We start from the raw sequence: 26,264 nt of genomic DNA, 5'->3' as shown, positions 1-26,264 counted from the left end.
CCCATCGCGTTTAGCCGGGGTATGCCCGGGCACGTCCTTGCTTAACACGAACGGAAAACTCGACCGAAGGAGAAAGAGATCCCGTGAGCACCGTGACGGAGTCTGTTGACGTCAATGTTCCCGTTCGCACCGCGTACAACCAGTGGACCCAGTTCGAGGAGTTCCCGCGGTTCATGGACGGCGTACGCGAGATCCGCCAGCTCGACGACACCCGCATGCACTGGAAGACCGAGATCGCCGGCGTCAAGCGCGAGTTCGACGCCGAGATCACCGAGCAGGTGCCGGACGAGCGCGTGGCCTGGAAGTCCGTGGACGGCGAGAAGCAGGCCGGCGTGGTCACCTTCCACCGCCTGGACGACACCCACACCCGGGTGACGGTCCAGATGGACTTCGACCCGCAGGGCGCCATCGAGACGGCCGGCGCCAAGCTGGGCGTCGTCGACCACCGGGTGAAGGGCGATCTGAACCGCTTCCGCGAGTTCATCGAGGGGCGCCGAGGCGTGGAGACCGGCGCGTGGCGCGGTGAGGTGGACCGGCCCGGCCGCTGAGCCACCGGGCCGGGCCGAGGCGCGAACCTAGCGCACGGTCAGGCTTCCGATCGTCGAGTGCGCGGTGATCGCGTACCGGTCCAGGGCTTTGCTCCAACCCGGCGTCTCCACGACGGCGCGCGAGGTGATCGCCCGGCCGGATCGCCACGGAAGCTCGGCGAAGCCGGCGCCCTGAGCCAGCTCGACGCGCAGGGGCGTCGCGCCCGGAACGACGCCGGCGTCGGCGGCAGCGTCCACCACGACGCTGCCGACGGCGCCGGCGAGGGTGATCGGCACGGTGCCGGCCGGCGCCGGCAGATGCAGCTCCAGCAGGCCGGACGCGCCCAGAACGAGCCGGGTGACGCGGCCCCGGCGCAGGTCCAGCCGCTGCTCGCCGGCGCCCGCCGGCAGGCTGATCGCCCAGCGGACGTCCCGGTTGAGCACGATGCGGACCTCGTCGGGACCGCCCGCGCCATTCGGCCGCAGGGTCGCCCGGACATGGCCGTTCTCGCTGGTGACGTGCGGGGTGAGACCGCCGTCGGCGGGGGTGGTGACGCGGTAGAGGAGGCCGGGGAGCGCCGCGGTGATCACCTCGACCCGGGAGGCGGCGTCCTCGACCGTCAGGTACGCGCCGGTGCGGCCGAGAAGCGACCCGGCGGCCACCGGTTGCGCCGGGACCGGGCCGGACCGGGACGAGGTCGGCGACGCGCACCCGGCCAACGCGCCGACCAGCAACAACGCGACCATCCCGCGAACTGTTGAGCCGTGTGGGCGCAATCCTGAGAGCACTATCGGACAACGGAGAATCGGCCGAACGGGTGACGGCGATCCCCGACGACCGCGACAAACTGGCCGAATGCGATCTGCCGGTTTCCTGTCCGAACGCCAGCGTCGGTACGCCTGGGTCGGTTTCCTGCTGGCCGCCTTCCAGGCGCCGGTGGCCGCCAAGGTCGTCCACGACGCGTCCTGGCTGTTCGCCGTGGTCGTCGCCCTCTGCGTGGCCACCGTGATCCTGGCCGACGACGCCCAGCGCCGCCGGCCGTCGTCGATGGAACCGGCCGAATAGGCGCCCTCCACCGGCTGGAACGTCCAGTGCCCGGGCGTGACGTTGCGGAAAAGTCGTTCTCCTTCAACCGACCTGCACCTGTACGGAATACCTTTCCCTACCCCGGTCTCCGTAGCTTTCCTTCTCATGAATGGCCTGTTCAGCGGCGCCGCCGCCCGTGCTGCCCTCCGTTCCGCCTACGCCTGCCTCGCCGAGCTCCACGACACGGTGGGCGTCAGCGGCCTCGACGCCGCCGACGTCAGCCCGGGCCTGATGGCCGTCGTCGACCAGCACTCGGCCGGCATCCGCGACAGCCTGTCCGCGGACGTCCGCCCACTGACCGCGGTCCTGCTCGCCGCGTACGCCGAGGGCGTGCGCGACGCCGCCTTCACCCACGGCTGGCGGCCGCCGGTCGGCCCGATCGACTGGTCGGAGAACGATTGGGTGATGCGCCGGCTGCTGGCCGTGTGCGCGCTCGCCCGCACCCTGCCCGAGGCCGGCTGATCGCACGCCCCACCGCTCCACAGGCTGTCCGACCCGGGCCGCCGCCGGGTTTCGTACCCGGTGGCGGCCTTCTATGTCGGCGGCGCTATCTCCTCGGCTTGCGGCGGTCCTCGGCCGTGACGTCCTGGGTGGTGTCGTCCCGCGTGACGTCCTGCGTGACATCGTCCGCGGAGATCACCTGGGTCTCGTCGCCGGCGATCACCACCGTGTCGTCGGCACCGGGGTTGATGATCGTGGTGTCGGCGGTGTCCGAGGTGATGATCGTGGTGGCATCGGGGTCGGCGTCGAAGCCCGGGACGAAGTCGGCACGCTGCTCGGCGTCGGCGCCGTCGGTGACGCGGCGGCCACGCGGGGTCGGGATGACCTGGGTGTCATCCGGAGGCGGCTCGGCTTGCGCGGCCTTCCGAGCCTCCTCGGCCTTTCGTGCCTCCTCCGCCCGGCGGGCCTCCTCAGCCCTCCTGGCCGCCTCGGCTTTCCGGGCCTCCTCAGCCCTCCTGGCCTCCTCGGCTTTCCGGGCTTCCTCGGCTTTCCGGGCCTCCTCCGCTTCCTTCGCGAGGCGGGCTTCCTCGGCTTCCTTCGCGAGGCGGGCCTCCTCCGCGAGCCGCGCCTCCTCGGCTTCCTTCGCCAGCCGGGCCTCCTCCGCGAGCCGCGCCTCCTCGGCACGACGGGCCTCCTCGGCACGGCGCTCGTCCGCATACGCCTTCGCATGCTCGCGGATCGCGCTGGTCTCGGTCGAGGCGCGATCCAGCCACCCCTCCCACCGCTGCTGCATGGGCCGGACCAGCCCGCCGCCGACCCCGACGATCACCACGCCGGCGACCGTGGCCAGCACCGCGATCAGCAGCGGCTGCGTGACCGACGTGGCGATCTGCACCTGGTCCAGCGCCGCGATCACGCCCAGCGCCACGATCACGATCGCCACCGCCCGGGCCAGCACCCGCCCGTACCCGAGGCCGCCCAGCGCGCTCGCGATCAGATCGTGGACGGCGCCGGCGATCGCCGCGGCCACCACCACGATGACGATCGCCACGAACGCCCGCGGCAGCCACGCGATCAGCGCCGTGAGCAGGTCGCTGACCGGGTTGGGACCCCAGATCCCGAACGCCAGCTGGAGCGCGAACAGCAGGACCGCATAAAAGACAATCTTCGCACAAAGGTCGGCGGCGCTGACGTTGCGCAGCGCTCGCCCGACCCCGCCGCGTGACACCGCCCGATCGAAGCCGGTGCGCCCGAGCCCCTTGGCCACCAGCGTCCGCAGCAGCCGGGCCACGACATACCCGACGATCAGGATCACGAGGAACACCAGCGCCTTGGGCAGGAACAACAGCACCGAGCGCCACATGTCGCTGAGCCCCTGGCCTATCCCGTTATCGGTCATCGCCACTCCCCTGCCGTCATCAAGAACACTGCGACCATAAGACGGAACGAGCAACGCCGCTCGGCTCGCGGTGTCATCACTCGTACCGTCAGGAATCGGACGGACGGTGGGCGGGGCATCGTCCGAATGGCCGAGGCGGGCTACGCTTTTGTTCATGGCCGGGACGGGTGGGGTGAGCCCCTCAGTGATGCCCGCGCTGCCGTCGCAGCCGGGTGGGCCCCAGCCTGGCCGCCGCGGCTGCGTCGAGATCGTCGCCGAGATCGACTGGCCGGCCACCCCGCTCGGCGCGCGGGAGAGCTGGGATCCGGCGGTCGCGGCCACCGTCGAGCTCGTGCTGGCGTCCCCGATGCCGATGGCGTTCAGCGCCGGCGCCGGCTTCCTGCTGATCTACAACGACGCGTACGCGGAAATGATCGGCTCCCTGCACCCGGCCGCGCTGGGCCGCCCCGCGCCGGAGGGACTGGCCGACCTCTGGGCGACCCTGGGCGGCGTCGTCGAGGGGGTCTACCGCAGCGGCCAGCCGTTCCTCGAGGCCGAGACCCAGCTGACCGTGGCCCGCACCGAGGGCGGCCCGGCCGAGCAGGCGTTCTTCACCCGCGGGCACTCGGTCGTGCACGACTCGCACGGGGCCGTGGCCGGGGTGCTGACCGTGGCCGCCGAGACCACCCAGGTGACCCGCCGCCTGCAGAACCTGGGCGACCTGACCGCACGGCTCGCGGTCGCGCTGACCGTCGACGACGTGGCCCGGGTGGTGCTGGGCTACGCGGCGGCCTCGTTCGACGTCGACCACTGCGCCTTCGCGGTCGACGACGGCGCCGCCTTCCGCATGGTGCGGCGGGTGCGCGGCGACGTGCTCGACGAGGCCGACGAGCGCCTTCCCCCGGTGTGGAAGGGCATGCCCGGCGACGCGCGCGCCCCGCTGGTGACGGCCGCCCGCGACGGGCGGCCGTCGTTCGTGCCCGACGGCGAGCCGCTGCGCGAGGTGGCGGCCGACCGGCACGAGCGGCGCGTCCGGGCGCTGGCCGTGCTGCCGCTGCGCACGCCGTCGCTGACCGGCGCGCTGAGCATCGGCTATCGCGCCCCGCACACCTGGCTGCCGGCCGAGCGCGCGCTGCTCGGCGCGGTCGCCCAGCTGGTGGCCCAGGCCGCCGAGCGGGCCCGCCGCTTCGAGGCGCAGCACGGCACCGCCCAGCTCCTGCAGCGCAGCATGCTCCCCGAGCACCTGCCCGAGCTCGACAACTTCCGCATCGCGGCCCGCTACGCGCCGGGCGTCGACGGCAACGCCGCGGGCGGCGACTTCTACGACGCGTTCCGGCTGGCCGACGACCGGCTGGCGATCGTGCTGGGCGACGTGGCCGGGCACGACGTGCGGGCGGCCGCGGTGATGGGCCAGGTGCGGGCCGCGCTGCGGGCGATGGCGCTGACCGACAGCGAGCCGCCGGCGGTGCTGGCCGGCCTCGACCGGCTGGTCGGCTCGCTGGGCGCCGAGTCGCGCAACGAGGAGATCTTCGTGACGGTGGCGTACGGGGTGCTCGACCTCGCGGACGGCACCATCACGCTGGCCAGCGCTGGCCATCCGCCGCCGGTGCTGCGCCGCGCCGGGCTGGCCGGCGAGCCGCCCACGGCCGAGCTGGTCAAGGTGCCGCCGGGCGCGCCGCTGGGGCTGGGCGGCCGGTGGCAGACCGGCCAGGTGCGGCTCGAGCCGGGCGACACGATCATGCTGTTCAGCGACGGGATGGTGGAGCGGCGCGGCCGCCCGCTGAACGACGGGCTGGACGCGCTGGTGTCGGCGGCCGCGGCGGCGCCGAGCGGCGACCCGCGCAACCTGTGCTCGCTGGCGACCGCGGCGGTGCCGGGCCCGCCGACCGACGACGACGTGGCGGTGCTCGCGGTGGAGCGGGCGGTCACCCGCAGCCGGTCCGACACGATGCGGGTGGCGGCCGATCCGAGCGGCCCGGGCCGGGTACGCCATTGGATGACCGCCCGCCTGCGTCAGTGGTCGGTGCCCGAGCCGGTGATCGCGTCCGCCGTCCTGTGCACCAGCGAGCTCACCACCAACGCGCTGCTGCACGCCGGCACGCCGGCCGAGGTGGGTATCGACCTGAACGCGGAGAGGCTGCTGGTGTCGGTCGCCGACACCGGCACCCGGGGCGGCGTGATCCGCACGCCGGCCGAGGCCAAGACGAGCCTGAGCAGCCGCGGTCGCGGCCTCGGGCTGATCGAGGAGCTGAGCGACTCGTGGGGCACCGACCCGTCGGTCCGCGGCTCGACCGTGTGGTTCGAGATGCTGATCAGATCCACACTCGACTGATCGACAGCCTAACGGTCGCGTTACATTCGAACCCTCAACCAATTACTCTACGTTGCGGCAACACGCGCCAAACCGGACATTGAACCCTTGGGTAGTGACGAAGCGTATTGGGTGCCGTAAGGTGTTCAGCAATTCGGGGACATCCAGGTTGGAGCGGCACATGAGGATCAGAGGCTTTGCGCCATCGACCCCCTGCTGGGTGGAACTGACGACTTCGGACCCGGCGCGGGCGGCGGAGTTCTACGCCGGACTGTTCGGCTGGGAGATCGACGGCGATCGGTTCCTGCTCGATGGTCGCGCGGTCGCCGGCATCTCGCGGAGCCGGCACGACCGGCCCGACGGGTGGCTGACGTACCTCGCGACTCCCGATCTCGAGGAGACCTGGGAACGTGTGCTCCAGGCGTACGGGAGAATTTTGACCCCGCCGGAGGAGCGAGCCGGCGCACGCAGCTCGATCGTCGCCGACGCCGGCGGAGCGCTCTTCGGCCTCTGGCAGTCCACCGGGTTCGCGGGCGCCCAGCTGCGCGGCGAGCCGGGCACGATGGCGTGGTCCGACCTGCTGACCGACGACACGGCCCGCGCGACGGGGTTCTACGGCTCGGTGTTCGGGTGGACGCTGACGCACGAGTTCGGCAGCGGCGAATGGCTGACCGAGGCGCACGACTCGGTGGCCGGGCTGATCACCGGGCGGTACGACAACCGCTGGCAGCCGTCGTTCCAGGTGGCCGACTGCCCCGCGCTGACCGACGACGTGGCCCGGCTGGGCGGCCGGGTGACGGCCGGGCCGGTGGAGCTGGGGCTCGGGCGGTACGTCGAGATTGTCGACCCGGCGGGTGCGCCGTTCGCGGTCACGGCGCCGGTGCCGCGGCCGGTGGAGCTTTCGGTCGCCTACAACGACATCATCGGGTTCGAGCTGACGTACGGCGGCTGATTCGTCCGACCAAAAGGGGCCGGCTTCCTTCGGGAAGCCGGCCTTCTTTTTCGCCCGGCCTCGCTCCCGACGCTCTGTTTACCAGCGTCCGCCACCGGTCGGGCGACGGTCTCCGAAGGCTTTGCTCTGCTCACTCCGGGGAAGCGCGGACTGCTCTGCTCACTCTGGGGAAGCGCGGACTCGGCAGCGAATGTCTCCGTGCTTCCGCTCTGTAAGCAGAGCAAAGGCTGGTGAACGGGGCCGGCCGTCCTGGTCGCGGAGCGGAGCGGACGCCGGTGCGCGCGTCCCGAAGGTGTCAACCGGGGTTGACGACGGGGGTGTCGTCAACGTAAGTTGACAGCATGACTGAGGCAACCGACCTCGCCGCCGCCGCCGGCAGCGCCGACCCCCGGGTCGGCCTGCGCGCGGTGGTCGCCCTGCGCCGACTGCTCGAGGGGCTCGAGCACCTGCAGGTCGCCAACGCCCGCCGCCAGGGCTGGTCCTGGCAGGAGATCGCCGACGCGCTCGACGTGACCCGCCAGGGCGTCCACAAGAAGCACGCGCACCTCATGCCGGCGCGCGACCCACGGGAGGACTGACATGTTCGAACGGTTCACCGCCGCCGCGCGCCAGGTTGTGGTCGGTGCCCAGGCACAGGCCCGCGACCTGGGCCACGACCGCATCGGCACCGAGCACGTGCTGCTCTCGATGCTGGCCGAGGAGGACGGCGCCGTCGCGCGATTGCTGCGCCCCCTCGACCTGGCGACCGCCCGGGCCGACGTCCGGCGCATCTACCCGTCCGACCGGCCCGACCTCTCCTTCACCGAGGCCGACGACGAGGACGCCGCCGCGCTCAAGGCCATCGGCATCGACCTCGACAAGGTGCGCGCCGCCATCGAGGAAAGCTTCGGCGCCGGCTCGCTGCGCCTGCCCAAGCCCGCGCCGCGCAAGCGCGGCATCTTCGGCAAGTTCTACGCGAGCGGCGGGCACATCCCGTTCTCCCCGCGAGCCAAGAAGCTGCTCGAGCTCTCGCTGCGCGAGGCGATCCGCCTGCACCAGAACTTCATCGCCCCCGAGCACATCATGCTGGGCCTGCTGCGCGAGGGCGAGGGGCTGGCCGCCCGCATCCTGGCCGACCACGACGTCGACTTCCGGAAGCTCCGCGCCGATCTGGAGAACGCGCTGAAGAACGAGGCCGCTTAGCCGCGGCGCCGTTTGGCCACGGTGACCGAACGGCCGCTGTGCCACCGTGGCCGCTCAGCCGCGGTAATAGATGCGCAGCTGGTGGCCGCTGGACGTGTGGTGCCAGCCGACATCGCCGAGCACGTCGATGTCGGGCCGGCGCTCCAGCCAGTCGGCCGCCATCGCGAACGCCTCGGCCGGGGTACGGCCGATGAACGAGACCCGGCGCTCCCACTCCTCCACCACGCGGGCGCCGGGTCCGGAGATCACCGCGGTCGGCCCGATCCGGCGGCCGTTGCGCACGGCCTGCACGAACCAGTCGTCGAGCTCCTCGTCGTGCTCGACCGCCCAGCCGTCGAAGCGGTCGACGTCGTTGGCGATCGCGTTGCGGGCGCAGTTGAGGGCGGCATCGAGGGTGGCGAGCTCGATGTCCTCGCCGTTGTACTCCACCCGGTAAGCCATAGCGCGTCGATGATAATGGCGTGGCCAGGCCTTCGTCGCGGTCATGATCAGTGCAAGTTTCCAGGTCATCCGGGTGCCCGGAACGCACGCCAGATGAGTTTCCGTTCCCCGCTCGCGGCAACTCCCCGATGTCTGGAATGCGTACCCGCGCGGCGTGCTTTCGAGGCGTACCTTCGATGGCATGAGCGTGCGGTGGTGGTCGATCGAGGTTCGCGATGGCGTCCTGCCCGCGTTGCGGTGGAAGGACGGATACGGTGAGGCCCTCCTGGAGGCGGCCGTCACCAATGGCGCCCGCAAGTGGGAGTGGACCGTGATCCCCGGCGGCGTCGTGCTGGAGGTGGCGTTCCGCGAGGCCGACGAGTGGGATCGCTTCCGGTCCCTGCCCGTCGTGACCGCGGCCCTCGACGCGACCCCCGACCCGGTCAACGGTCTCTACGTCTATCCCGGCCGGGGCGGCAGCACGTCGTCCCGCTCCCCGAAGCGCAAGCCGCGCCCCACCGGCGCCGGCGCCGCGGCCATCCCGATCCCGGTCGAGCCCCCACCGGTCGCCCGCCTGGCCGTCGCCGCCCCGCCCGCCGAGCCCCTCGTGGCCGAGCCCGTGGGCGCCGAGCCGCTGGACGCGGAGCCACTGACCGCCGAGCCCTTGGTCGCGGAAACGTCGGTCGCGGAAGGCCGGGGCCACCAGGCCTTGCAGCCCGCCGCCTGAGCGCCGCCGCGCCACCCACCCGCGCGTGAGCCACCACAGCGCCACTCGCCTCCGCGAAACTCACCCGCGCGTGAGCCGCCACAGTGCCACCCGCCTCCGCGCGACCGGACGCGCGCCCGATAGCGTCCGGTGCGGGCCGGCGGTCGACGGCGCGCCCACGACCTTCACCGTCCGATACGCGTAGGGGCTGCACCAGTGACATCAGAAGTGACTTCCGAGCTGGCCGATGCGATCCAGCGCGGCTACGACCAGCGCGACCGGGCGAACATGGCGCCGACGATCGCCTACTTCCAGGCGCTGCTGGCCGAGCACCCGGACCATCCGGTGCTCGTGTACGAGGTGGGCGGCGCCTACGACACCGCGGGCGAGGAGGAGACCGCGCGCGGCTACTACGAGCGGGCACTGGCCCTCGGCCTCGACGGCGACCCGCTGCGCAGGTGCCTGTGCCAGTACGCCAGCACCCTGCGGTGGCTGGGCGACCTGGACGAGTCGCTGGCCGTGCTCGACCGCGCCCGCCGGGAGTTCCCCGACTCCGATTCCGTCCGGGTCTTCCGCGCCCTGACCCTCAACGACGCCGGCCGGCCGGACGAGGCGGTCGCCGAGCTGCTCACCGTCGTCACCGGGCACCCCGAGGTCACCGACCTCGGCCGGTGGGCGGTCGGCCTGCGCGGCCTGGCGCAGTGGCTCGCCGACGGCCGCCCCGAATAGCGATGAGCCTGTCGAAGGTCAAGCGCCCCGGGGGCGTCCATTGGTACGGATTCCAGCCGATCGCCCAGGACGGCGATGGCACGTGGCTGTGGGGCCCGGTCGGTTCGCCGTGGCAGGCGCCGCACGATGACGGCACGTCGGCGGTTCCGGTGCTGGTGTGGCTGGCGACGGGCCGTCCGTGGGCAGCCTGGTGGGTCGACGAGCCAGCCGATCGGCGGCTGGAGATCGACATCTGCCTTCCGCCCGAGCCCACCGCGGACGGCTGGCGGTATGTCGATCTCGAGCTGGATCCGGTGCGGCACGAGGGTGACGGGCGGGTGGAGATCGAGGACTGGGACGAGTACGAGGAGTCGCTTCGCCACGGCTGGATGAGCGCGGCGGACGCCGAGCTCGCCCGGGTCACGGCCGAGCGGTGCGCGGAAGAGCTCCGGCGCGGGACCGAGGCGTGGATCCACCGCGGCTGGCAGATGCTGCGGACCCTAGAACCGTAGGCGCATCGCGGGGTCGGGGGTGCGCTCGAAGCCCAGCGACCGGTAGAGCGGCTCCCCCGACGGCGACGCGCGCAGGTCGACCTTGGTGACGCCGCGGTCGCGGAACCAGTCGAGCAGCGCCGTCATGCACGCGCGGGAGAAGCCGCGGCGGCGCATGTCCTCGTCGGTCGCGACGCTGAAGACGTAGCCGCTGCGGCCGAACGGGTTGCCGGGGCCGCCGAGCCTCTCCTCGATCACGCCGAGCGCGCACGACGCCAGGCCGGTCGCCTCCGGGCGGTCGACGACGAACGCCGCCATCGTGCCGGCGGCGAGGCGGTCGATCAGGGTGGCGCGGGCGTGTTTGCGCCAGTCGTCGGTCCACGATCCGGCGTGCAGCGAGCGCAACATGACGGCGCGCAGGCGCACCAGCTCGTCGGCGTCATCGGGCACGGCGAGGCGAGCAATCATGGCACGCAGGTTAGCCGTCCCGGGGCAGCAGACGGCATCGATTTTCCACTACCGTGCCCCTCATGGTCCGTGGCGTGGGGTTGCTTCCAGCGCTGGTCTGGGGTGTGCTCGTGGCCTTCTGGCGGCCGCGCGGGCCGGTCTTCCCGATCGAGGCGGTCGCGATCCTGCTGGGCAGCATCGCGGTCGGCGCGTTCGCGGGGCGCTACACCCGCTCGCGCTGGGCGATTCTGCTGACGCCGCTGCTGTTCCTGGTGGCGGCCGAGGTGACGCGGGTGGGGTTCGCCGGCCCGACGGTGGATTATCCGCGCCCGACCGCCCTGGGCATCCTCGCGCTGATCGTGGGGCGCGGCTTCCAGGCGCTGCTCACGCTGCTGCCGATGGGGGTCGCCGCGGCCTACGGCGCGGGCTCCACGCGGCACAGCCGCAGCCCCTGGCGGTGGGTGGGCCGGTTCGTGACGGGCGTGCTGGCCGTCGTGGTGGTCGCGACCGGGGTGGTGGTCGCGGTCCCGGGGCGCGCCGCGCCGATCGACGGGGCATTTCCGAGCTTGCGTACGCGGGGAAGCTCGGTCTCATGATCAGGGGCGCCCGCGCCGACCTCCCGGTCCTGCTGTTCGTCCCCGGGTCGCCGGGCGGTTCCGAGCTGCGCGCGATGCGCGAGCGGCTCGCGGCGCTGGAGCAGCGGTTCGTCGTGGTGACCATGGACAGGCGCGGCGGGGCGCGGTCGTTCGGCGCGCTCGACCCGACGCCGACCTTCACGGTGGCGAACGAGACCCGCAACGTCCTGGACGTCACCGAATACCTGCGCACCCGGTTCCGGCGCGACAAGATCCTCCTGGTCGCACATTCGGGCGGCACGATCGGCGCGACCCTGGCCGTACAGGAAAGCCCGGGGTATTTCGCGGCCTACGTCGGCGTCGGGCAGGTGGCGGATCCGACCGCCAGCGACCGCACGCAGTACGCGGACACGCTGGCGTGGGCGCGGGCCCACGGCGACGGCGAGCTGGTCGCGCGGCTCACGCAGGTCGGCCCGCCGCCCTACACCAACATCTACGGGTACGAGCCGATGATCCTCAACGAGGATCGGGTGTACGGGACGGACAACGGCGACGCGCTGATCGAGAACGCGGAGGCGCCCGAGCTGGGGGCGCTCGAGAAGGTCCACGTGCTGTCCGGCTTCCTCGATTCGTTCGACGCCTACTACCCGCGGGTGCGCTCGATCGACTTCAAGAGCCAGGTGCCCGCCCTGGGCGTACCCGTCTATTTCGTCGCCGGTGACCGTGAGGTGCCCGCGCGCGTACGCGATCTCGGTCTTTGGAACGCGGTGCTGAAGGCGCCGCGCAAAGAGCTCGTGACGCTCAAGAACGCGGGTCATCGGTCGATGTTCGATCAGCCGGCGGCGTTCGTGGCGCTGATGGAGCGGATCCGCGACGCGTCGTGACCCTCGGCACCTTGTTATTTAAGATTTGAAAGAGCTACAGTTCTCGTCATGGCCGAACCGTTGACCGACGACGAGCAGCGCGCCTGGCGCACGTTCATCGAGAGCTCGTGGGCGCTGCACACCCATCTCGAGGACGACCTGCGCGCCCAGACCGGCCTGAGCATGAACGATTACCACGTCATGGTCGTGCTCTCCGAGGCGCCCGGCCGCCGGCTGCGCATGGGCGAGCTGGCGGGCCGGCTGGTGTTCTCGCCGAGCCGCATCACGTACCAGATCAACTCGATGGTCAAGCGCGGCCTCGTCCGCAAGCAGCCCTGTCCCGAGGACGGGCGCGGCCAGGAGGCCGTGCTCACCGACGAGGGGATGGCCGCGCTGGAGTCCGCGGCCCCGCTGCACCTGGTCACCGTGCGGGACCGCTTCATCGACCGCCTCGACCCCGACGAGCTCGAGGTCATCGAGAGGGTTTTCGACAAAGTAAGGAAGGCCTGAGATGCCCGCCATCACCGTCGACGACGTCCTCGTCCTGCCCCGCCTCGGCACCGTCACCGGTGCTTTCCGGCCGGTTCGCCGCCTCACCACCGCGCCCTCCGGTTACGAGGGCGAGGGCTTCCCGGTGCGCCGCGCGTTCGCCGGCGTGCCGGTGAACGAGCTCGACCCGTTCATCCACCTCGACCAGATGGGCGAGGTCGACTACGCGCCGGGCGAGCCGAAGGGCACGCCCTGGCATCCGCACCGCGGCTTCGAGACGGTGACCTACATGATCGACGGGATCATGGACCACCAGGACTCGCTGGGCGGCGGCGGGACGATCACCAACGGCGACACCCAGTGGATGACCGCCGGGCAGGGCATCCTGCACATCGAGGCGCCGCCGGAGCACCTGGTGACCAGCGGCGGCCTCTTCCACGGCCTGCAGCTCTGGGTCAACCTGCCGCGCGCCGCCAAGATGATCACCCCGAAATACCAGGACATCCGCGGACGCGAGTCGGCGCTGATCACCACGCCGGACGGCGGCAGCCTGATCCGCATCATCGCCGGCTCGATCGACGGGCACGCCGGCCCCGGCTCGACGTTCACGCCGATCAACCTGGCGCACGTGACCCTCCAGCCCGGCGCGCAGCTCGACCTGCCGTGGCAGCCGGACTACAACGCGCTGGTGTACGTCCTCGCCGGCCGCGGCACCGTCGGCGCCGAGAAGCGGCCGATCCAGATCGGACAGTTGGCGGTCTTCGGCGCCGGCGACGCGATCCGGGTCACGGCGGACGCCGCCCAGGACTCGAACATTCCGGCGATGGAGCTGTTCGTGATGGGCGGTCAGCCGATCCGGGAGCCGGTGGCGCACTACGGGCCGTTCGTGATGAACACCAAGGAGGAGCTGGCCCAGGCGTTCGAGGACTTCCAGAAGGGCCGCCTCGGCGTGGTGCCGGCCGACCGGCTCCCGCACACCGACTGAGCCGTCAGGCGGTCGCCTCGCGGTCCCACGCCAGCACGTCCCGGGCCGTCGTCAGCAGCGGCGTGAGCGCACCCATCTCCGGTGCCGGCGTGCGGTGCAGCGTCGGCCACACCGATGGGTCCCGCACCAGGGGGAACCGGCCTCGCGGCGGCACCGGCACCACCTCCACCGACGTCCCGGCCGCTTCGGCGCAAATCCCAATAAGTCCGGCAAAGGTGGTGGTGGGGCCGGCCGCTGTGAAAGCGGCGCCCCGATCGGTGGCCAGGAGGGTGACCACCAGGCGGGCCAGGTCCCGCGAGTCGACCAGCTGGATCGGCTGGGCCGGATCCCCGGGCAGCGAAACCCGGCCGCCCCGAGCCGCGGCCCGCACCCAGTAAACCAACCCATTCTCGTCGTCATAGGGGCCCGCCACCTTGACCGGCCGCACGATCGTCGCCCGTGCGCCGAAGCGGCCGGCGACATCCTGCTCGCAGGCGACCTTCGACGGGCCGTAGGTCTCGTTCGTCAGCGGCCACACCGCGTCGCGGATCGGTGGGCGCAGCGCCGGGCCGGCGCCGTCGAACACCGCGTGGCTGGAGATGAGCAGGTACCGCCCCACCCGGTCGCCGAGCGCGTCCATCGCCCCGGCCACATCCCGCGGCACGTACGATGTCACGTCCACGACCGCGTCCCACGAGCCGGCCGCCAGCGCCCCGAAGTCGCCCGCATACCGGTCGCCGGCCAGCTGCTCGACCTCGGGAAACAGTGAGGCGTTGCGACCCCGGTTGAACAGCGTCGGGGAGTGGCCGTCGGCGAGCAACCGCTCGACGATGGTGCGGCCGACGAAGCCCGTCCCGCCCAGCACCAGCACCCGCATGCGGGCGGTCAGAGCACCCACTCGTCGTCGCGGATGATCTCGACTGTGCCCTTGGGACCCGTCCCGGTGACGGTGATGCCGTCCCCGCCGATCACCACGTCGGTGTGCACGGCCGACACGTTGAGCCCGAGCGCGGCCCGCTCGTCCTCGCTGAGCGCCATGCCGCCCTCGACCGCGAACGGGAAGCTCTGTCCCCACGCCACGTGACACCCGGCGTTCTCGTCGAAGAGGGTGTTCCGGAAGACGATCCCGGCCTTCGCTATCCGGCTGTCCCGGTCGACCAGCGACACCTCGCCGAGCCGGCTCGATCCCTCGTCCGTGGCGATCTGCGCTCGCACGACGTCGGCGCCCTCGTCGGCGTACGCGTCAATGATCTTGCCGTCCTTGAAGTCGACCCGGAGGCCGGTGACCATCTGGCCGAGGATGACCATGGGCTTGGTCACCCGGATCGCGCCGTCCGCGCGACGGCGATCGGGGCTGGTGAAGACCTCCTCGGTCGGGATGTTCGGCATGTACGGGATGCCGTCGCCGTCGATCATGCCGCCGCCGGTCCAGCGGGCGCTGGCCGGCAGCCCGACCGTCAGGTCGGTGCCCTCGCCCAGGTAGCGCACCTCGGTCAGCTCCAGCTCGTCCAGCCGGCGGGCGCGCGCCGTCAGTGTCGCCGACCGCTGCTGCCACTCGGCCGCCGGGTCGGGCGAGTCGAGCCGCATCGCCGTGCCGACCGCCTCCCACAGCCGATCCATGTCCGGCTCGCCGAAGATCTGCTCGGCCCAGCCCGGGTTGGGCGCGGCCACCACGCTCCAGCGCATCCGACCGAACAGCACCCGCCGGCGCGCCTGCGCCTCGTCCCACCGGCGCGCCGCGACCTTGGCCGGGTCGGCGCCGTCGAACAGGTGCGGGTTCGCGTCGCCGACCAGCGCGATCGACGCGGCGCCCGCGGCCGCCCACTCCTCGATCCGGGCCAGCGCCCACGGCCGGCTACGCGACAGTTGCTCGACGGTCAGGTGGTCGACCGCCGACCGCTGCATCGGCCCGTCGCTCCAGATCGTCTCGACCCAGGCGGCGCCGGCCCGGTACGCCGCCTCGACCACCGCCCGGGCGATCTCCAGGTGCTCGGTGTCGGTGTCGAGCACGACACCCTGCCCCGGCTGCACGTTGACCCCGGCCCGGACGACCAGGTCGGCGAAGCGCTCGATCCGTCCCATGCCGGACAGCCTAGATCAGGTGGGTCCGGCGGCGGGGTCTACCGTCGTCGGCGTGACTCTTGCCCACGACGTGACCGGTGACGGCCCCACCGTCCTGCTGCTGCATTCGACGGTGGTCGACCGCCGCATGTGGGATCCGACGATTCCCGCGCTCGCCGAGGCCGGCTTCCGGGCGGTCCGCTGCGACCTGCGCGGCTACGGCGACTCCCCGCTGGCCGCCGAGCCCTACAACGACGCCGACGACGCGCTCGCCCTGCTCGGCCCCGGTCCCTTCGCGATCATCGGTTCCTCGGGCGGCGGCCGCGTCGCGCTGGAGATCGCCGCCCGCCATCCGGCCCGCGTGACCACGCTGGTGCTGCTCTGCACCGCCAGCGACGACCTCGCGCCCGGCCCGCGGCTGCGCGCCGTCTGGGATCGCGAGAACGCCCTGCTCGAAGCGGGCGACATCGACGGTGCGGTGGATCTGAACGTCACCCAATGGGTGGGTCCGGAAGCATCGGATCAAACCCGTTCTTCCGTACGGGTCATGCAGCGCCGCGTTTTCGACATCCAGATGGCAGTCCCCGAGGAGCCACCGCAGACCGCTTACGAGTACGCGTACGCGGACATCACCGCCCGGACCCTGCTCGTCACCGGCGCCCACGACCTCCCCGAGTTCAGCGAGGTGGCCGACCACCTGGCCGGGGTGCTGCCCGCGGCCACCCGGATGCACCTGCCCTGGGTCGGCCACCTGCCCAGCATCGAGCGCCCCGACCTGCTGAACCCGATCCTGCTGGACTTCCTGCGGTGACCGGGTGGGCTGGTTCGGCCTGGTGTCGCTGACGCCGCGGGCGTACAAAGATTCGTATGGGCCCGAGGAACGCCGTGCGGTGGGGATGGCGGGCGTTGCTTCTGCTGAGCGGCGTGGTGGTCCTCGGAATCCTGACGCTGTGGATCCTGCCGGCCCTGTTGACGCGGCATCCGTCGCGCGACCTGACGGCCGCGGAGCAACTCAAGGCGGTCAATGACGTCCGGACCCCGTTGATCGGTTTCGTCGTCCTGGTCGGAAGTGCCGTGACGCTCTGGTTCACCGCGCGCACCTACCGGCTGGGCCGGGACGGCCACATCACGGATCGGTACACGAAAGCCGTTGCCCAGCTGGGCGACGCCTCATCGGCAATACGTATCGGCGGCATCTATGCGCTGGAGCGGATCGGCAACGACTCGTCGCACGATCGGGACACGATAATCTGGGTCCTCGGCGCCTTCACGCGGGAGCGGTCGCGAGAGCTCCGCGAGCGTCCGGACATGCCACCCGAAGATGTGCGGGCGGCGCTCCGCGTGGCCGGCCGTCTGCTCCGGCGCTCCACGGTGAAGCTGGACCTGCGGGACGCCGATCTGCGCCACACCGACCTGTCCGGGATACGTCCCGAACAGGTGCTGCTCGACGGCGCGAATCTGGGTGACACTATCCGCCCTCAGCCGTGAGCGTCACCGACCGGTGGGCCAGCCGCGCATACCGCAGGACCAGGTCGGACAACTCCGCCCCGAGGCGTTCCACCTGCTGCGACAGCGGCGCCGACGCGACCTTGAAGGCCAGCCGCCGGGCCTCCGCCGCGTTGAGATCCGAGCGATCGACGTTGCGCTCCGCGTCCGCCAGGAATCCGTCGATCCCGGCCACCACCGTCTCGTAGATGAGCGCCACCATGTCGTCATCGGCATTGGCGAGCCGGCCGAACGCCATCTCGGCACGTTGGCGGTCGTGCTCATCCGACGGATAGAGCTCGCTCATCTTGCCGGCCACGTGGTTCCAGTAGATGACCGAGATGTCGCCGCACCGGAACTTCATCTGCCGCAGCTCCTGCCCGGCCTTTGCCGTGCGATAGCGCTGCACGAGATCAAGGAACCGCTGACGGGCGTCGCCACCGTGGAAGTTGAACTGCAAGAACAGGTGCAGCCACCGCGCGAGGTTTTCGTTCGCATCCAAGAGAAGTTGGGCGATCCGGTACAAAGCGTCCGCCGCCGGACGGAAATCCGGCCGGCGCAGGATCGGAAGCTCGGCGATCTCACCGGCGACCGCGACGAAGCGATCGATGCTCTCGAGCGCACGCTTCGAATCGGCAGTCAACTGCGACACAGGTACACGTTGTCACGGCCGCGGGATTCCGGACAAGCGCGCCGGCAGGCCCGGTATCACGACGCCGGCGTCTGTCCACAGTTGCGTGTCGTCCACAGCCTGCGACGGCCCGCGGCACGCCGTCGCCCCATTTCCGCGATAATGACCAGCGGGGGCTCCCCCAGGGAGGGCGGGGTCGGCGGTGGGCCGAAAACGACGAACTTCGGAACAGCCGGCAGCGCAACGGCGAGCACCGGAACGGCGGAGGGCTGGCGTAGATGGCGGTTTATGACGCGATAGCCGACTGGTACGAGACCGAGTTCCTCCCCGGCAGCACTCCGGGGGATCCGATCGGGATTCGGGCGGCGATCGAGGCGCTGCTCGAGCCGGGGCGGGGGCCGGTCCTCGAGCTCGGGTGCGGCACCGGCGTGCACGCGGCTCAGCTCGCCGAGCTGGGTTGGACGCCGCTGGGTGTCGACCTGTCGACGCGCATGTTGACGTACGCGAAAAAGCGCCTGCCGGTCGCCCGGGGTGACGCCACGCGCCTGCCGATCCGTGACGGTGCGCTGGGGGCATTGGTGGCGATCATGGTGCATACCGATATGCCGGACTACCCGGCGGTGCTGCGTGAGGCCGCCCGGGTCCTGCGCCCGGGCGGCACGTTTGTGCACGTCGGAGTGCATCCGGCGTTCTGCGGCGGCTTCGCGGACCGCAGCGACCCCGCGGCGGTGGTGATCCGGCCGGGGTACGTGGACGGTCACTGGACGAAGGACTCGTGGACCACGGAGGGTGTGCGCAACCGGGTCGGCGCCACGCACTATCCGTTGCCGGAGCTGCTGGGGGCGTTTCTGGCGGCCGGCTTCGCGTTCCGGGAGTTTCGCGAAGGCGGGGCGCCGGTGCCGACCACCCTGTCGATCGGCGCGGTCAGATCATGACGAGCATCGCACCGGCGCCCAGCAGGACGATCGCCAGGATCGCGACGAGCAAGCCTTTCTCGGCGGCCGCGGCGGCCGAGGCAACGGAAGCGGCCGGGGCAACGGAAGCGGCCGAGGCAACGGAAGCGGCCGAGACAGCAGGGGAAACGGCCGGGGCGGCAGTGGCAGAGGCAGAGGCGGCGGGCGTGGTCGTGAGTGGCTCACTGCTCATGGGCTGATCCCTCCGGGGAAGGCGTCCAGGGTGCGGGGGTGCGTCAAGGGGCTTACCGTGAGGGCTTCGTCGACCTCGAAGGGGCTGCGTGGTGGAGTGGTTCCTCAGTACGCGGGAGCGCGGCAACCCGGACTCCTCCATACCCACGTGGTGCACGGGAAACACCGCCGAACCGCTTATTCACGGAATAACGTATTTTGACCGGCTGGTCGCCGAGGTGGACAGTCTCCGGGAGGGTGACCACCTGTTCTTCACCGACTGGCGGGGCGACCCGGACGAGCGGTTGCGCGACGAGGGGCCGACGGTGGCGTCGCTGTTCGCGGCGGCCGCCAAGCGGGGCGTGATCGTCAAAGGGCTGTTGTGGCGGTCCCATCTGGACAAGATGGCCTACAGCGAGGAGGAGAACCGCAACCTCGGGGACGCGGTGCGGGCGGCCGGCGGCGAGGTGCTGCTCGATCAACGCGTACGGCGGGGTGGATCCCACCATCAGAAGCTGGTGGTGATCCGGCACCCGGGCGAGCCGGAGCGGGACGTGGCCTTCGTCGGCGGCATCGACCTGTGCCACAGCCGCCGGGACGGGCCCTTGCACCTGGGCGATCCGCAGGCAGTGCAGATGTCCGGAAAATACGGGAAAAATCCGCCATGGCATGACCTGCAGCTGGCCCTGCGGGGACCGGTGGTCGGCGCGCTCGACCTGAGCTTCCGCGAGCGGTGGACCGACCCGGCCCCGCTCGACCAGCACGGCCCGATCGCCACGATCATGGACAAGCTCAAGCACGCCGACGACCACGCCGACCCGCTCCCGCCGCAGCCGCCGGATCCGCCGCCGTGCGGCACGCTGGCCGTCCAGGTGTTGCGGACATATCCGGCCATGCGCCCGAAGTACTCGTTCGCGCCGAACGGGGAGCGCACCATCGCCCGTGCCTACACCAAGGCGATCCGCAAGGCCCGGCACCTGATCTATGTGGAGGACCAGTATCTCTGGTCGACCGAGGTGGCCCAGCTGTTCGCCGAGGCGCTGCGCAGCACGCCGACCCTGCACCTGGTCGCGGTGGTGCCCCGCTATCCGGACGTGGACGGCCGCCTGGCGCTGCCGCCCAACGAGATCGGCCGCGAGCAGGCGCTGTCGGTGTGCCACCTGGCCGCGCCCGACCGGGTCCACGTCTTCGACCTGGAAAATCATCAAGGCACCCCGGTGTACGTGCACGCCAAGGTCTGCGTCATCGACGACATCTGGTGCAGCGTCGGCAGCGACAACTTCAACCGTCGCTCGTGGACGCACGACAGCGAGATCTCGTGCGCGATCCTCGACGAGACCCGCGCCGACCGCAACCCGAGCGACGACGACCGCGACGACCGGAAGAGCGATGAGGACCGCGACCGGAAGAGCGAAGAGGACCGCGACGACCCGAGGAGCGACGAGCCGCGGCGGTTCGCGCGGGACCTGCGCATCCGGCTGATGCGCGAGCACCTGGACCGGACGGAGGGCGACGACGAGGACCTGGTGGACCCGGTCTCCGCGGTCAAGGCGATGACCGAGACCGCCGATCGCCTGCGCGCCTGGAGCGACGACGGCCGCGAGTCGGAAAGGCCGGCTGGTCGCGTGTTCCCGCACTCCCCCGAGCGCCTGCCGTGGCACCAGCGGTTCTGGTCGCTGCCGGTCTACCGCCTCTTCTACGACCCGGACGGCCGCCCCTGGCGAGAGCGCCGCCGAAACGCCTTCTGAGCCGGAAGGCGACACGTCGGGAGTCCGAACTACCTCAGGCCGAACACGCGCCGGGCGTCCGCCATCACCTCGGGCGACGCCACCGGCGCCCAGGTCGGGAAGACCGACCGGAAATAGTCGCCGGCCTTGGCGGCGATCTCCGGCGAGCGCTCGTACACGTCCAGCTCGTTGACGATGCTCAGGTCGGCGAAGGCCCGCACCCCGGCCGGCGTCGGCGATTCGCTGTGGCCGGTGAAGCGGCTCCAGATCAGCCCGGTCGCGGGCAGCGCGCGCCAGGTGCGGCCGCGGTCGCAGCCGCCGTAGCGGTAGACCATCTCCTCCGCCTCGGCGCCGATCAGCTCGCGCAGTACCTGCCGCTCGGCGACGTCGAGCAGCACGACCGGGAAGCCGTCGGTCCCGTACGCCGCGTGGGTCAGCGCGGCCAGGCAGCACGCCGGCGACCCGCCGTGGCCGGCCAGCCGGTCGGCCACCCGGCCCAGGTGCTCGTAGAGCGAGCCCCCGGCGTGCGGGACGGACTCGGCGCCCCGGTCGCGCAACCAAGCCAGCACGGCATCGGTCATGACAACTCCCAAGCGTCGGGCGCCCAGATCGGCGCCGCCGGATCGCCGGTCAGGGTGAACGACACCCGCCAGGCCCGCATCGTGGGCCGGCCCGCCGCGGTCCACCGGTCGAGGATGTCCGCGGCCGCCGGCACGAGATCCGCCGAGTTGCCGGTGTGGATGCTGCCGTCCGGATAGATCACGGCGCCGTCGGTGCGGGACTCGTCGAGCAGGGCCAGGCAGCCCTGATCCCGTCCGGGCACGGCGACGTGCGCCGCGCGGCGGCTCCAGGCGCCGGCCGCGTACCACAGGTCGCGGTAGGCGATCTCGTCCAGCGGCGGGTCGAAACGCGGCGGCGCCACCGGCGAGAGCTCGGGCAGCGGGCCGGCCGGCGACGGGAACGCGCCGGGGTGGTCGGCGGTCAGCGGGCCGGCCGCGAGCATGAATCCCGACGGGCAGACCGGGGTGGCGATGACCGGGCCGCCGGGCGGGCCCGAGACGACCAGGACGGGATGGGTGCCGGCGTGCTTCACGGGGGCGAGCACGAAACCCCCGGGCGTGAGTTGTGCCAGCCACTGTGGAGAGACGCCGCCGATGCCGACCGTGACGATCACCCGGTCGAAGCGGTCGCCCGGACGACCCGCGTAGCCGTCGCCGTGCTCCACCCGTACGCCGGAGACTCCGGCCCGGGCCAACGCGGCGCGCGCCCGGACCGCCACGTCCTCCTGCACGTCGATGCTGGTGACCGTCGCCCCGAGCGAAGCGAGGAGGGCGGCGTTGTACCCGGTGCCGGCGCCGATCTCGAGGATGCGCAGGCCCGGCGTCACGCGCAGCGCCATGATCATGATGGCCATCAGCGACGGCTGGCTCGACGAGCTGACCGGGATCTTGTTGTCGACCTTGGTGACCAGCACGTCGTCGCTGTAGACCGTGGCCAGGAACTCGGGATCGGCCGGGCGCACCCAGCTTCCGTCGCGGCGCTGGAAGCCGTCGGGCACGAACGCCTCGCGAGGAACCTTGGCGAACGCGGCCGCCAGCTCCGGCGGGAGGTCGGCGCCACCTCGCCGGATCTGCTCGAGGTAGTCCCCGCGCGGGCCGGTCACCCCTTCACGATAGAGGCGGCGACGGCCGCGGACAGGCACGCCGGGACGTCGTCGGCGTGATAGGGCCATTCGGAGGGTTCGATGGCGTCCAGGAAGGCGGCATAGGTCACGGCGCCGCGCAACGCGGCGACCGGGCGCAACAGCTGGGCGGCACGTTCCGGCCGGGTGCCGGGCCGGGCTTTCTTCCATCCGTACGCCCACAGCTCGGTCACCGGACCGGGGTCCGCGAGCCCCTCGGTCAGCCGGAGGATGTCGAAGGCCGGGTTGCCGACCGTGCAGTCGCCCCAGTCCATGATGGTGAGCCGGCCGGCGTCGTCGGTGCGGGTGTTGCCGGGGTGCAGGTCGCCGTGCACGAGGGTGTCGGGCAGGCCGCACTCCGCGACGGCTTCCAGGCGCCCGGGCAGGCTGTCGATCAGCGCCTCGAGCCCGTCGATCTTGTCGAAGTACGGCGCTGCGACCCGCCGAACGTCCAGCCGGCCGGCCGGGATCACGCTCAGCCCGGGCGCGCCGGCCAGCTCGGCCTGCACCGGCACGAACGCCTCCGCGATCCGGGCGCACAGGTCGGCGCCCGCGCCGTACCGGTCGGTCCCCTCGACGTGGGCGAGCAGCATCCGCCCCTGGTCGCCGGCCGCGATCAGCGGCGGCACCAGCCCGGGCCGCACCGCGTCGACCAGGCGCAACGCGTCCGGCTCGTGGGCGAAGAACGACGGCACCTGCTTGAGCCAGGCGACCGTGCGGCCGTCCCGGTCGAGGCGCCAGATCGCCGACAGGTTCCAGGTGCGCACCTGATGCGCGGTGATCCCGGGCCCGAGCACCGACCGCGCCCAGGCGAGCGAGGCGGCCGGCCCACCGACCTCGGCGTACGGCGCCCGGAGGGGGTGCGGCGCGAGATCGGCGGAGGCGGGAAGCAGCCCGGCCGGCGGGTCGGCGGTCTCGGCCAGGTAGGTCACCTCACGGCCGTCCGCGTGCAGCATCCGCAGCACCTGCCACCGCTGGTCGGCGAACGCACCCACCTCCTGCCGCCACGGCGTCGGCACCTCGAACGGCGGGAGGGCGCCCAGCAGCCGGCCGGACGGGTCGACGAAGACCAGATTCACGATTCGCGTCACGCCCACAGTGTGGATTACCCAGCGCGCTGAACAACCCTCGGTCCGCCGTCTAAGGTCGGTGACATGGCCGATCTCGTGCTGCGCTCCCGGCGCACGGTCGTCGATGGCGCGCAGCGGCCCGCCGCCGTGGCCGTGACCGGTTCGCGGATCGTGTCGGTTTCGTCGTACGACGCGGCGATCGAGGCCACCGAAGAGATCGATCTCGGCGACACCGCCCTGCTGCCCGGCCTGGTCGACACGCACGTCCACGTGAACGAGCCGGGGCGTACGGAATGGGAGGGCTTCGCGACCGCCACCCGGGCCGCCGCGGCCGGCGGGGTCACCACGATCATCGACATGCCGCTGAACAGCCTGCCGCCGACGGTCGACGTGGAAGCGCTGCGGATCAAGCAGGCGGCGGCGTGCGGGCAGATCCACGTCGACGTGGGTTTCTGGGGCGGCGCGATCCCGGGGAACGCGTCGGCGCTGCCCGGCCTGCACGACGCCGGCGTCTTCGGGTTCAAGGCCTTCCTCGCCGATTCGGGCGTTCCCGAGTTCCCGCCGGTGTCCCCGGCCGAGCTGGTTTCGGCTCTGCGGGCCGTGGACGCGCTGTTCGTCGTGCACGCGGAGGATCCCGGTCACCTCCGGGACGCGGCGTCGTCCGCCGCGTACGCCGATTTTCTCGCCTCCCGGCCCGCCGCGGCCGAGCACGCCGCGATCGCCACGGCGATCGACGCGGCGCGGGTGACCGGCCGGCGCGTGCACATCCTGCATCTTTCGGCGGCCGGCGCGCTTCCGCTGATCGCCGAGGCAAAAGCCCAGGGGGTACGCGTCACCGCGGAGACCTGTCCGCACTACTTGACGCTCGACGCGGCCGGCATCCCCGACGGGGCCACCGAGTTCAAGTGCTGCCCGCCGATCCGGGACGCCGCGAACGCCGACGCGCTGTGGCGGGCGCTCGCGGACGGGCTGATCACGTGCGTGGTCAGCGATCATTCGCCGTGCACGCCCGAGCTGAAGAGGCGCGACACCGGCGACTTCGCGGCGGCGTGGGGCGGGATCGCGTCGGTGCAGCTGGGGCTGCCGGTGATCTGGACGGCGGCGCGCGAGCGCGGGCACGGGCTCGCCGACGTGGTGGAGTGGATGGCGCGGCGCCCGGCCGAGCTGGCCGGGCTGACCGGCAAGGGCCGCATCGCGCCGGGCGCGGACGCCGACCTGGTCGCGTTCGACCCCGACGCGGCCTTCGAGGTCGACCCGCGGCGGCTGCACCACCGGAACCCCGTCACGCCGTACGCCGGAAGGGTCTTGCACGGCGTGGTCCGCACGACCTGGCTGCGCGGGCGCACGGTGACCACCGACCAGGCCCGCGGCCGTTTTCTCGCGCGAGAGGGGTAGCACGATGGAGGAGTTCAGCACCCGGACCGACCTCGCCTCGCGGGCCCTCGGCGGCGGCGTGGTGTGGGCCAACGACGAGTTCTTCGCGGCCGCCGACCACCTGGTCCTGCCGTCGGCGCCGGCCTTCTCGCCGCGCACCTTCGACCAGAAGGGCCAGGTGTACGACGGCTGGGAGACCCGCCGCCGGCGCAGCCCCGGGCACGACGTCGCGATCGTGCGGCTCGGCGCGCCCGGGGTCATCCACGGCGTCGACGTCGACACCGCGTTCTTCGTCGGCAACTACCCCACGCACGCGTCGGTCGACGCGCTGGCCACCGACGGCTATCCGGCGCCGGCCGCGCTGCAGGCCGCCACCTGGGTGCCGATCGTGCCGAAGTCCCCGCTCGACGGCGACACCCGCAACCTGTTCCCGGTCGACGACCGCCGCCGGTTCACCCACGTGCGGCTGACGATCCATCCGGACGGCGGGGTGGCCCGGCTGCGCGTGCACGGCGAGGTGGTGCCCGATCCCACGCTGCTGCCGGCCGTCTTCGACGTGGCCACGATCGCCGCCGGGGGACGGATCTCCGGGTGCAGCAACATGTTCTTCGGCCGGCCGCACAACATGCTGATGCCGGGGCTGGCGCAGCACATGGGCGACGGGTGGGAGACGGCCCGGCGCCGCACCGACGGCAACGAATGGGTGGAGGTGACGCTGGCGGCGCCGTCGGAGATCGAGTTCGTCGACCTCGACACCAGCCACTTCAAGGGCAACGCGCCGGGGGCGGCCTCGGTGCACGGCTCGCTCGACGGCGGGGAATGGTTCGAGGTGCTGCCGCGGGTGCCGCTCAACCCGGACACGCCGCATCGGTTCGCGGTGGCGTCCGGGCGGGCCGCCGACCGGGTGCGGCTCGACATCCTGCCCGACGGCGGGATGGCGCGGCTGCGGGTGATCGGGCGGCCCGACCGGGCCTTCCTCGAGGAGAGGTTCCGCCGGCACGTGGCTCAGACCGACGCCGGCCAATCGATGCGGTAGCGCTGCTCGGGGCCGGTGCGCTCGGGGCGGCGGCCCGCGCGACTCGATTCGGCCTCTTCGGGCAGGCCGTGCTTGGCCCGCGAAGGGCAGTGGCCATCTCGTACGGGTGCATCGGCCGGAACGCGACGGTGGACAGGACGCCCAGCGCCATCAGGTTGGCCACCCGGCGTCGCTTGGCCATCTTGCTCTTTTTCGCTCGTCCGTCCGCTTCGCATTACTCGTCGGCGAGTACACGCACTCGAGTATGCGGACGGCAAGGCCCGACCCGACGTCCGCGGCGAGGCCGCTTCGCCCGGAGGCGACCTGACCCGCAAATCCTGACACGTCCTCAGCCGTCACTAACGGATGAAGATCAACTCACCTCGCATTTACACAGCACCACGGCAGTCCCGAAGGGGCTTCAAGGACTTTGCTCTGCTTACAGAGATGATGTTCATGAGCACCTCCCGCCGGGGTCTGACCCTTCTGCTTACTGGCTTCGGGTCTTTAACGGGATTTGTCGGCCTCGGCTGGGAGGTGCTCGTGCACTCACTG

30 protein-coding genes and 2 pseudogenes are annotated in these 26,264 nt (G+C 71.9%); 21 read left to right on the top strand and 11 right to left on the bottom strand.

Annotated elements, in window-relative coordinates:
* Positions 1 to 83: 83 nt before the first annotated feature.
* Positions 84 to 548 (top strand): SRPBCC family protein, encoded by a 465-nt coding sequence (locus ACFQS1_RS23230; protein ID WP_378971843.1) that lies wholly within the window; start codon positions 84 to 86, stop codon positions 546 to 548.
* A 27-nt stretch (positions 549 to 575) separates the two neighbouring features.
* Here the strand turns inward: ACFQS1_RS23230 and ACFQS1_RS23225 are convergent, their stop codons facing one another.
* Positions 576 to 1,274 (bottom strand): hypothetical protein, encoded by a 699-nt coding sequence (locus ACFQS1_RS23225; protein ID WP_378971841.1) that lies wholly within the window; start codon positions 1,272 to 1,274, stop codon positions 576 to 578.
* A gap of 109 nt (positions 1,275 to 1,383) precedes the next feature.
* On the opposite strand from ACFQS1_RS23225, the gene ACFQS1_RS23220 reads away from it, so the two are divergent.
* Together ACFQS1_RS23220 and ACFQS1_RS23215 are read left to right on the top strand one after the other, a co-directional pair.
* Positions 1,384 to 1,593 carry a hypothetical protein gene (locus tag ACFQS1_RS23220; protein ID WP_378971839.1) on the top strand — a complete coding sequence of 70 codons (210 nt, stop codon included), beginning with the start codon at positions 1,384 to 1,386 and terminating at the stop codon, positions 1,591 to 1,593.
* A gap of 126 nt (positions 1,594 to 1,719) precedes the next feature.
* Positions 1,720 to 2,076 (top strand): DUF6401 family natural product biosynthesis protein, encoded by a 357-nt coding sequence (locus tag ACFQS1_RS23215; RefSeq protein WP_378971837.1) that lies wholly within the window; start codon positions 1,720 to 1,722, stop codon positions 2,074 to 2,076.
* 85 nt (positions 2,077 to 2,161) lie between these two features.
* Here the strand turns inward: ACFQS1_RS23215 and ACFQS1_RS23210 are convergent, their stop codons facing one another.
* Positions 2,162 to 3,454: a mechanosensitive ion channel family protein gene (locus ACFQS1_RS23210; RefSeq protein WP_378971835.1), complete on the bottom strand. Its 1,293-nt coding sequence runs from the start codon at positions 3,452 to 3,454 to the stop codon at positions 2,162 to 2,164.
* A gap of 154 nt (positions 3,455 to 3,608) precedes the next feature.
* On the opposite strand from ACFQS1_RS23210, the gene ACFQS1_RS23205 reads away from it, so the two are divergent.
* From ACFQS1_RS23205 to ACFQS1_RS40670, 5 genes and pseudogenes are all read left to right on the top strand, one after another.
* On the top strand, positions 3,609 to 5,765 hold the full coding sequence (locus tag ACFQS1_RS23205; RefSeq protein WP_378971833.1) for an ATP-binding SpoIIE family protein phosphatase: 2,157 nt from the start codon (positions 3,609 to 3,611) through the stop codon (positions 5,763 to 5,765).
* Between the two features lie 199 nt (positions 5,766 to 5,964).
* Positions 5,965 to 6,696 (top strand): VOC family protein, encoded by a 732-nt coding sequence (locus ACFQS1_RS23200; RefSeq protein ID WP_378971831.1) that lies wholly within the window; start codon positions 5,965 to 5,967, stop codon positions 6,694 to 6,696.
* Positions 6,697 to 7,037: 341 nt separating this feature from the next.
* The gene (locus ACFQS1_RS23195; protein WP_378971829.1) at positions 7,038 to 7,274 is read left to right on the top strand and encodes a helix-turn-helix domain-containing protein; all 237 of its coding nucleotides are present in this window, start codon (positions 7,038 to 7,040) and stop codon (positions 7,272 to 7,274) included.
* A 1-nt stretch (position 7,275) separates the two neighbouring features.
* Positions 7,276 to 7,422 (top strand): annotated as a pseudogene (locus ACFQS1_RS40675) (Clp protease N-terminal domain-containing protein); the annotation flags it as partial.
* A gap of 228 nt (positions 7,423 to 7,650) precedes the next feature.
* Positions 7,651 to 7,878: pseudogene (locus ACFQS1_RS40670) on the top strand (Clp protease N-terminal domain-containing protein); the annotation flags it as partial.
* 54 nt (positions 7,879 to 7,932) lie between these two features.
* Here the strand turns inward: ACFQS1_RS40670 and ACFQS1_RS23185 are convergent.
* A complete protein-coding gene (locus ACFQS1_RS23185; protein ID WP_378971825.1) occupies positions 7,933 to 8,319 on the bottom strand; it encodes a hypothetical protein in 387 nt (128 codons plus the stop codon).
* Positions 8,320 to 8,500: 181 nt separating this feature from the next.
* Between ACFQS1_RS23185 and ACFQS1_RS23180 the strand changes: the two genes are divergently transcribed.
* The 3 genes from ACFQS1_RS23180 to ACFQS1_RS23170 all read left to right on the top strand — a co-directional run bounded on the left by ACFQS1_RS23180 (position 8,501) and on the right by ACFQS1_RS23170 (position 10,224).
* Positions 8,501 to 9,025 (top strand): hypothetical protein, encoded by a 525-nt coding sequence (locus tag ACFQS1_RS23180; protein ID WP_378971822.1) that lies wholly within the window; start codon positions 8,501 to 8,503, stop codon positions 9,023 to 9,025.
* Between the two features lie 207 nt (positions 9,026 to 9,232).
* Entirely contained in the window at positions 9,233 to 9,733 is a 501-nt protein-coding gene (locus ACFQS1_RS23175; protein ID WP_378971820.1) for a tetratricopeptide repeat protein, read from the top strand.
* A gap of 2 nt (positions 9,734 to 9,735) precedes the next feature.
* The gene (locus tag ACFQS1_RS23170) at positions 9,736 to 10,224 is read left to right on the top strand and encodes a DUF402 domain-containing protein (protein ID WP_378971818.1); all 489 of its coding nucleotides are present in this window, start codon (positions 9,736 to 9,738) and stop codon (positions 10,222 to 10,224) included.
* Here ACFQS1_RS23170 and ACFQS1_RS23165 read toward each other — a convergent pair.
* Complete coding sequence (locus ACFQS1_RS23165; RefSeq protein WP_378971815.1) at positions 10,213 to 10,671, bottom strand: GNAT family N-acetyltransferase; 459 nt, start codon at positions 10,669 to 10,671, stop codon at positions 10,213 to 10,215. The genes ACFQS1_RS23170 and ACFQS1_RS23165 overlap by 12 nt on opposite strands.
* Before the next feature lie 74 nt (positions 10,672 to 10,745).
* Here ACFQS1_RS23165 and ACFQS1_RS23160 point away from each other — a divergent pair, with 74 nt between their 5' ends.
* Genes ACFQS1_RS23160 through ACFQS1_RS23145 form a run of 4 tightly spaced genes read left to right on the top strand, consistent with a single transcriptional unit; the run spans position 10,746 to position 13,562 of the window.
* Positions 10,746 to 11,246, top strand: coding sequence for a hypothetical protein (locus tag ACFQS1_RS23160; RefSeq protein ID WP_378971813.1), 501 nt, complete (start codon positions 10,746 to 10,748; stop codon positions 11,244 to 11,246).
* Positions 11,243 to 12,109 (top strand): alpha/beta fold hydrolase, encoded by an 867-nt coding sequence (locus ACFQS1_RS23155; protein ID WP_378971811.1) that lies wholly within the window; start codon positions 11,243 to 11,245, stop codon positions 12,107 to 12,109. Before ACFQS1_RS23160 ends, ACFQS1_RS23155 begins: the two co-directional genes overlap by 4 nt.
* A gap of 48 nt (positions 12,110 to 12,157) precedes the next feature.
* Positions 12,158 to 12,598 carry a MarR family winged helix-turn-helix transcriptional regulator gene (locus ACFQS1_RS23150; RefSeq protein ID WP_378971808.1) on the top strand — a complete coding sequence of 147 codons (441 nt, stop codon included), beginning with the start codon at positions 12,158 to 12,160 and terminating at the stop codon, positions 12,596 to 12,598.
* 1 nt (position 12,599) lies between these two features.
* Positions 12,600 to 13,562 carry a pirin family protein gene (locus tag ACFQS1_RS23145; protein WP_378971805.1) on the top strand — a complete coding sequence of 321 codons (963 nt, stop codon included), beginning with the start codon at positions 12,600 to 12,602 and terminating at the stop codon, positions 13,560 to 13,562.
* 4 nt (positions 13,563 to 13,566) lie between these two features.
* On the opposite strand, the gene ACFQS1_RS23140 is transcribed toward ACFQS1_RS23145, so the two are convergent.
* Positions 13,567 to 14,439, bottom strand: coding sequence for an NAD-dependent epimerase/dehydratase family protein (locus tag ACFQS1_RS23140; protein WP_378971803.1), 873 nt, complete (start codon positions 14,437 to 14,439; stop codon positions 13,567 to 13,569).
* A complete protein-coding gene (locus ACFQS1_RS23135) occupies positions 14,427 to 15,623 on the bottom strand; it encodes an aminopeptidase (RefSeq protein ID WP_378971800.1) in 1,197 nt (398 codons plus the stop codon). The genes ACFQS1_RS23140 and ACFQS1_RS23135 overlap by 13 nt, the downstream gene beginning before the upstream one ends.
* Before the next feature lie 52 nt (positions 15,624 to 15,675).
* Between ACFQS1_RS23135 and ACFQS1_RS23130 the strand changes: the two genes are divergently transcribed.
* Both ACFQS1_RS23130 and ACFQS1_RS23125 read left to right on the top strand, forming a co-directional pair.
* Positions 15,676 to 16,413 (top strand): alpha/beta fold hydrolase, encoded by a 738-nt coding sequence (locus ACFQS1_RS23130; protein ID WP_378971798.1) that lies wholly within the window; start codon positions 15,676 to 15,678, stop codon positions 16,411 to 16,413.
* Positions 16,414 to 16,508: 95 nt separating this feature from the next.
* Positions 16,509 to 17,090, top strand: a complete 582-nt coding sequence (locus tag ACFQS1_RS23125; protein ID WP_378971795.1) for a pentapeptide repeat-containing protein — start codon at positions 16,509 to 16,511, stop codon at positions 17,088 to 17,090.
* Here the strand turns inward: ACFQS1_RS23125 and ACFQS1_RS23120 are convergent.
* Positions 17,071 to 17,739 carry a hypothetical protein gene (locus ACFQS1_RS23120; protein ID WP_378971793.1) on the bottom strand — a complete coding sequence of 223 codons (669 nt, stop codon included), beginning with the start codon at positions 17,737 to 17,739 and terminating at the stop codon, positions 17,071 to 17,073. The two genes, ACFQS1_RS23125 and ACFQS1_RS23120, sit on opposite strands and share 20 nt — an antisense overlap.
* A gap of 257 nt (positions 17,740 to 17,996) precedes the next feature.
* Here ACFQS1_RS23120 and ACFQS1_RS23115 point away from each other — a divergent pair, with 257 nt between their 5' ends.
* Complete coding sequence (locus ACFQS1_RS23115) at positions 17,997 to 18,653, top strand: class I SAM-dependent methyltransferase (RefSeq protein WP_378971790.1); 657 nt, start codon at positions 17,997 to 17,999, stop codon at positions 18,651 to 18,653.
* Here the strand turns inward: ACFQS1_RS23115 and ACFQS1_RS23110 are convergent.
* Entirely contained in the window at positions 18,643 to 18,864 is a 222-nt protein-coding gene (locus tag ACFQS1_RS23110; RefSeq protein ID WP_378971788.1) for a hypothetical protein, read from the bottom strand. The genes ACFQS1_RS23115 and ACFQS1_RS23110 overlap by 11 nt on opposite strands.
* An 88-nt stretch (positions 18,865 to 18,952) precedes the next feature.
* Here ACFQS1_RS23110 and ACFQS1_RS23105 point away from each other — a divergent pair, with 88 nt between their 5' ends.
* Positions 18,953 to 20,590, top strand: coding sequence for a phospholipase D family protein (locus ACFQS1_RS23105; RefSeq protein ID WP_378971786.1), 1,638 nt, complete (start codon positions 18,953 to 18,955; stop codon positions 20,588 to 20,590).
* A 29-nt stretch (positions 20,591 to 20,619) separates the two neighbouring features.
* Here ACFQS1_RS23105 and ACFQS1_RS23100 read toward each other — a convergent pair whose 3' ends face one another.
* From ACFQS1_RS23100 to ACFQS1_RS23090, 3 genes are read right to left on the bottom strand one after another with little or no spacing between them, the layout of a single operon-like run.
* Positions 20,620 to 21,150, bottom strand: coding sequence for a DUF6817 domain-containing protein (locus tag ACFQS1_RS23100; protein ID WP_378971783.1), 531 nt, complete (start codon positions 21,148 to 21,150; stop codon positions 20,620 to 20,622).
* Positions 21,147 to 22,232 (bottom strand): protein-L-isoaspartate O-methyltransferase family protein, encoded by a 1,086-nt coding sequence (locus tag ACFQS1_RS23095; protein ID WP_378971781.1) that lies wholly within the window; start codon positions 22,230 to 22,232, stop codon positions 21,147 to 21,149. The genes ACFQS1_RS23100 and ACFQS1_RS23095 overlap by 4 nt, the downstream gene beginning before the upstream one ends.
* Positions 22,229 to 23,341 (bottom strand): phosphotransferase family protein, encoded by a 1,113-nt coding sequence (locus tag ACFQS1_RS23090; protein WP_378971779.1) that lies wholly within the window; start codon positions 23,339 to 23,341, stop codon positions 22,229 to 22,231. Before ACFQS1_RS23090 ends, ACFQS1_RS23095 begins: the two co-directional genes overlap by 4 nt.
* 63 nt (positions 23,342 to 23,404) lie before the next feature.
* Here ACFQS1_RS23090 and allB point away from each other — a divergent pair, with 63 nt between their 5' ends.
* Positions 23,405 to 24,715 (top strand): allantoinase AllB, encoded by a 1,311-nt coding sequence (gene allB, locus ACFQS1_RS23085; protein WP_378971777.1) that lies wholly within the window; start codon positions 23,405 to 23,407, stop codon positions 24,713 to 24,715.
* 4 nt (positions 24,716 to 24,719) lie between these two features.
* The gene (gene alc / locus ACFQS1_RS23080; RefSeq protein ID WP_378971774.1) at positions 24,720 to 25,730 is read left to right on the top strand and encodes an allantoicase; all 1,011 of its coding nucleotides are present in this window, start codon (positions 24,720 to 24,722) and stop codon (positions 25,728 to 25,730) included.
* The last annotated feature ends 534 nt before the right edge of the window (positions 25,731 to 26,264 follow it).

It is taken from the genome of Paractinoplanes rhizophilus, assembly GCF_042664765.1.
Lineage (GTDB): Bacteria > Actinomycetota > Actinomycetes > Mycobacteriales > Micromonosporaceae > Actinoplanes > Actinoplanes rhizophilus.
Note: the sequence above shows the minus strand (reverse complement) of the source record. Positions and strands in the feature narration are given on the sequence as shown.

Bases quoted from the DNA above. Each gene is read 5' to 3' on its own strand.
- ACFQS1_RS23225 (WP_378971841.1), bottom strand. From the start codon at position 1,274: ATGGTCGCGTTGTTGCTGGTCGGCGCGTTGGCCGGGTGCGCGTCGCCG.
- ACFQS1_RS23220 (WP_378971839.1), top strand. From the start codon at position 1,384: ATGCGATCTGCCGGTTTCCTGTCCGAACGCCAGCGTCGGTACGCCTGG.
- ACFQS1_RS23215 (WP_378971837.1), top strand. From the start codon at position 1,720: ATGAATGGCCTGTTCAGCGGCGCCGCCGCCCGTGCTGCCCTCCGTTCC.
- ACFQS1_RS23210 (WP_378971835.1), bottom strand. From the start codon at position 3,454: ATGACCGATAACGGGATAGGCCAGGGGCTCAGCGACATGTGGCGCTCG.
- ACFQS1_RS23205 (WP_378971833.1), top strand. From the start codon at position 3,609: ATGGCCGGGACGGGTGGGGTGAGCCCCTCAGTGATGCCCGCGCTGCCG.
- ACFQS1_RS23195 (WP_378971829.1), top strand. From the start codon at position 7,038: ATGACTGAGGCAACCGACCTCGCCGCCGCCGCCGGCAGCGCCGACCCC.
- ACFQS1_RS23185 (WP_378971825.1), bottom strand. From the start codon at position 8,319: ATGGCTTACCGGGTGGAGTACAACGGCGAGGACATCGAGCTCGCCACC.
- ACFQS1_RS23180 (WP_378971822.1), top strand. From the start codon at position 8,501: ATGAGCGTGCGGTGGTGGTCGATCGAGGTTCGCGATGGCGTCCTGCCC.
- ACFQS1_RS23170 (WP_378971818.1), top strand. From the start codon at position 9,736: ATGAGCCTGTCGAAGGTCAAGCGCCCCGGGGGCGTCCATTGGTACGGA.
- ACFQS1_RS23165 (WP_378971815.1), bottom strand. From the start codon at position 10,671: ATGATTGCTCGCCTCGCCGTGCCCGATGACGCCGACGAGCTGGTGCGC.
- ACFQS1_RS23155 (WP_378971811.1), top strand. From the start codon at position 11,243: ATGATCAGGGGCGCCCGCGCCGACCTCCCGGTCCTGCTGTTCGTCCCC.
- ACFQS1_RS23150 (WP_378971808.1), top strand. From the start codon at position 12,158: ATGGCCGAACCGTTGACCGACGACGAGCAGCGCGCCTGGCGCACGTTC.
- ACFQS1_RS23145 (WP_378971805.1), top strand. From the start codon at position 12,600: ATGCCCGCCATCACCGTCGACGACGTCCTCGTCCTGCCCCGCCTCGGC.
- ACFQS1_RS23135 (WP_378971800.1), bottom strand. From the start codon at position 15,623: ATGGGACGGATCGAGCGCTTCGCCGACCTGGTCGTCCGGGCCGGGGTC.
- ACFQS1_RS23115 (WP_378971790.1), top strand. From the start codon at position 17,997: ATGGCGGTTTATGACGCGATAGCCGACTGGTACGAGACCGAGTTCCTC.
- ACFQS1_RS23110 (WP_378971788.1), bottom strand. From the start codon at position 18,864: ATGAGCAGTGAGCCACTCACGACCACGCCCGCCGCCTCTGCCTCTGCC.
- ACFQS1_RS23100 (WP_378971783.1), bottom strand. From the start codon at position 21,150: ATGACCGATGCCGTGCTGGCTTGGTTGCGCGACCGGGGCGCCGAGTCC.
- allB (WP_378971777.1), top strand. From the start codon at position 23,405: ATGGCCGATCTCGTGCTGCGCTCCCGGCGCACGGTCGTCGATGGCGCG.
- alc (WP_378971774.1), top strand. From the start codon at position 24,720: ATGGAGGAGTTCAGCACCCGGACCGACCTCGCCTCGCGGGCCCTCGGC.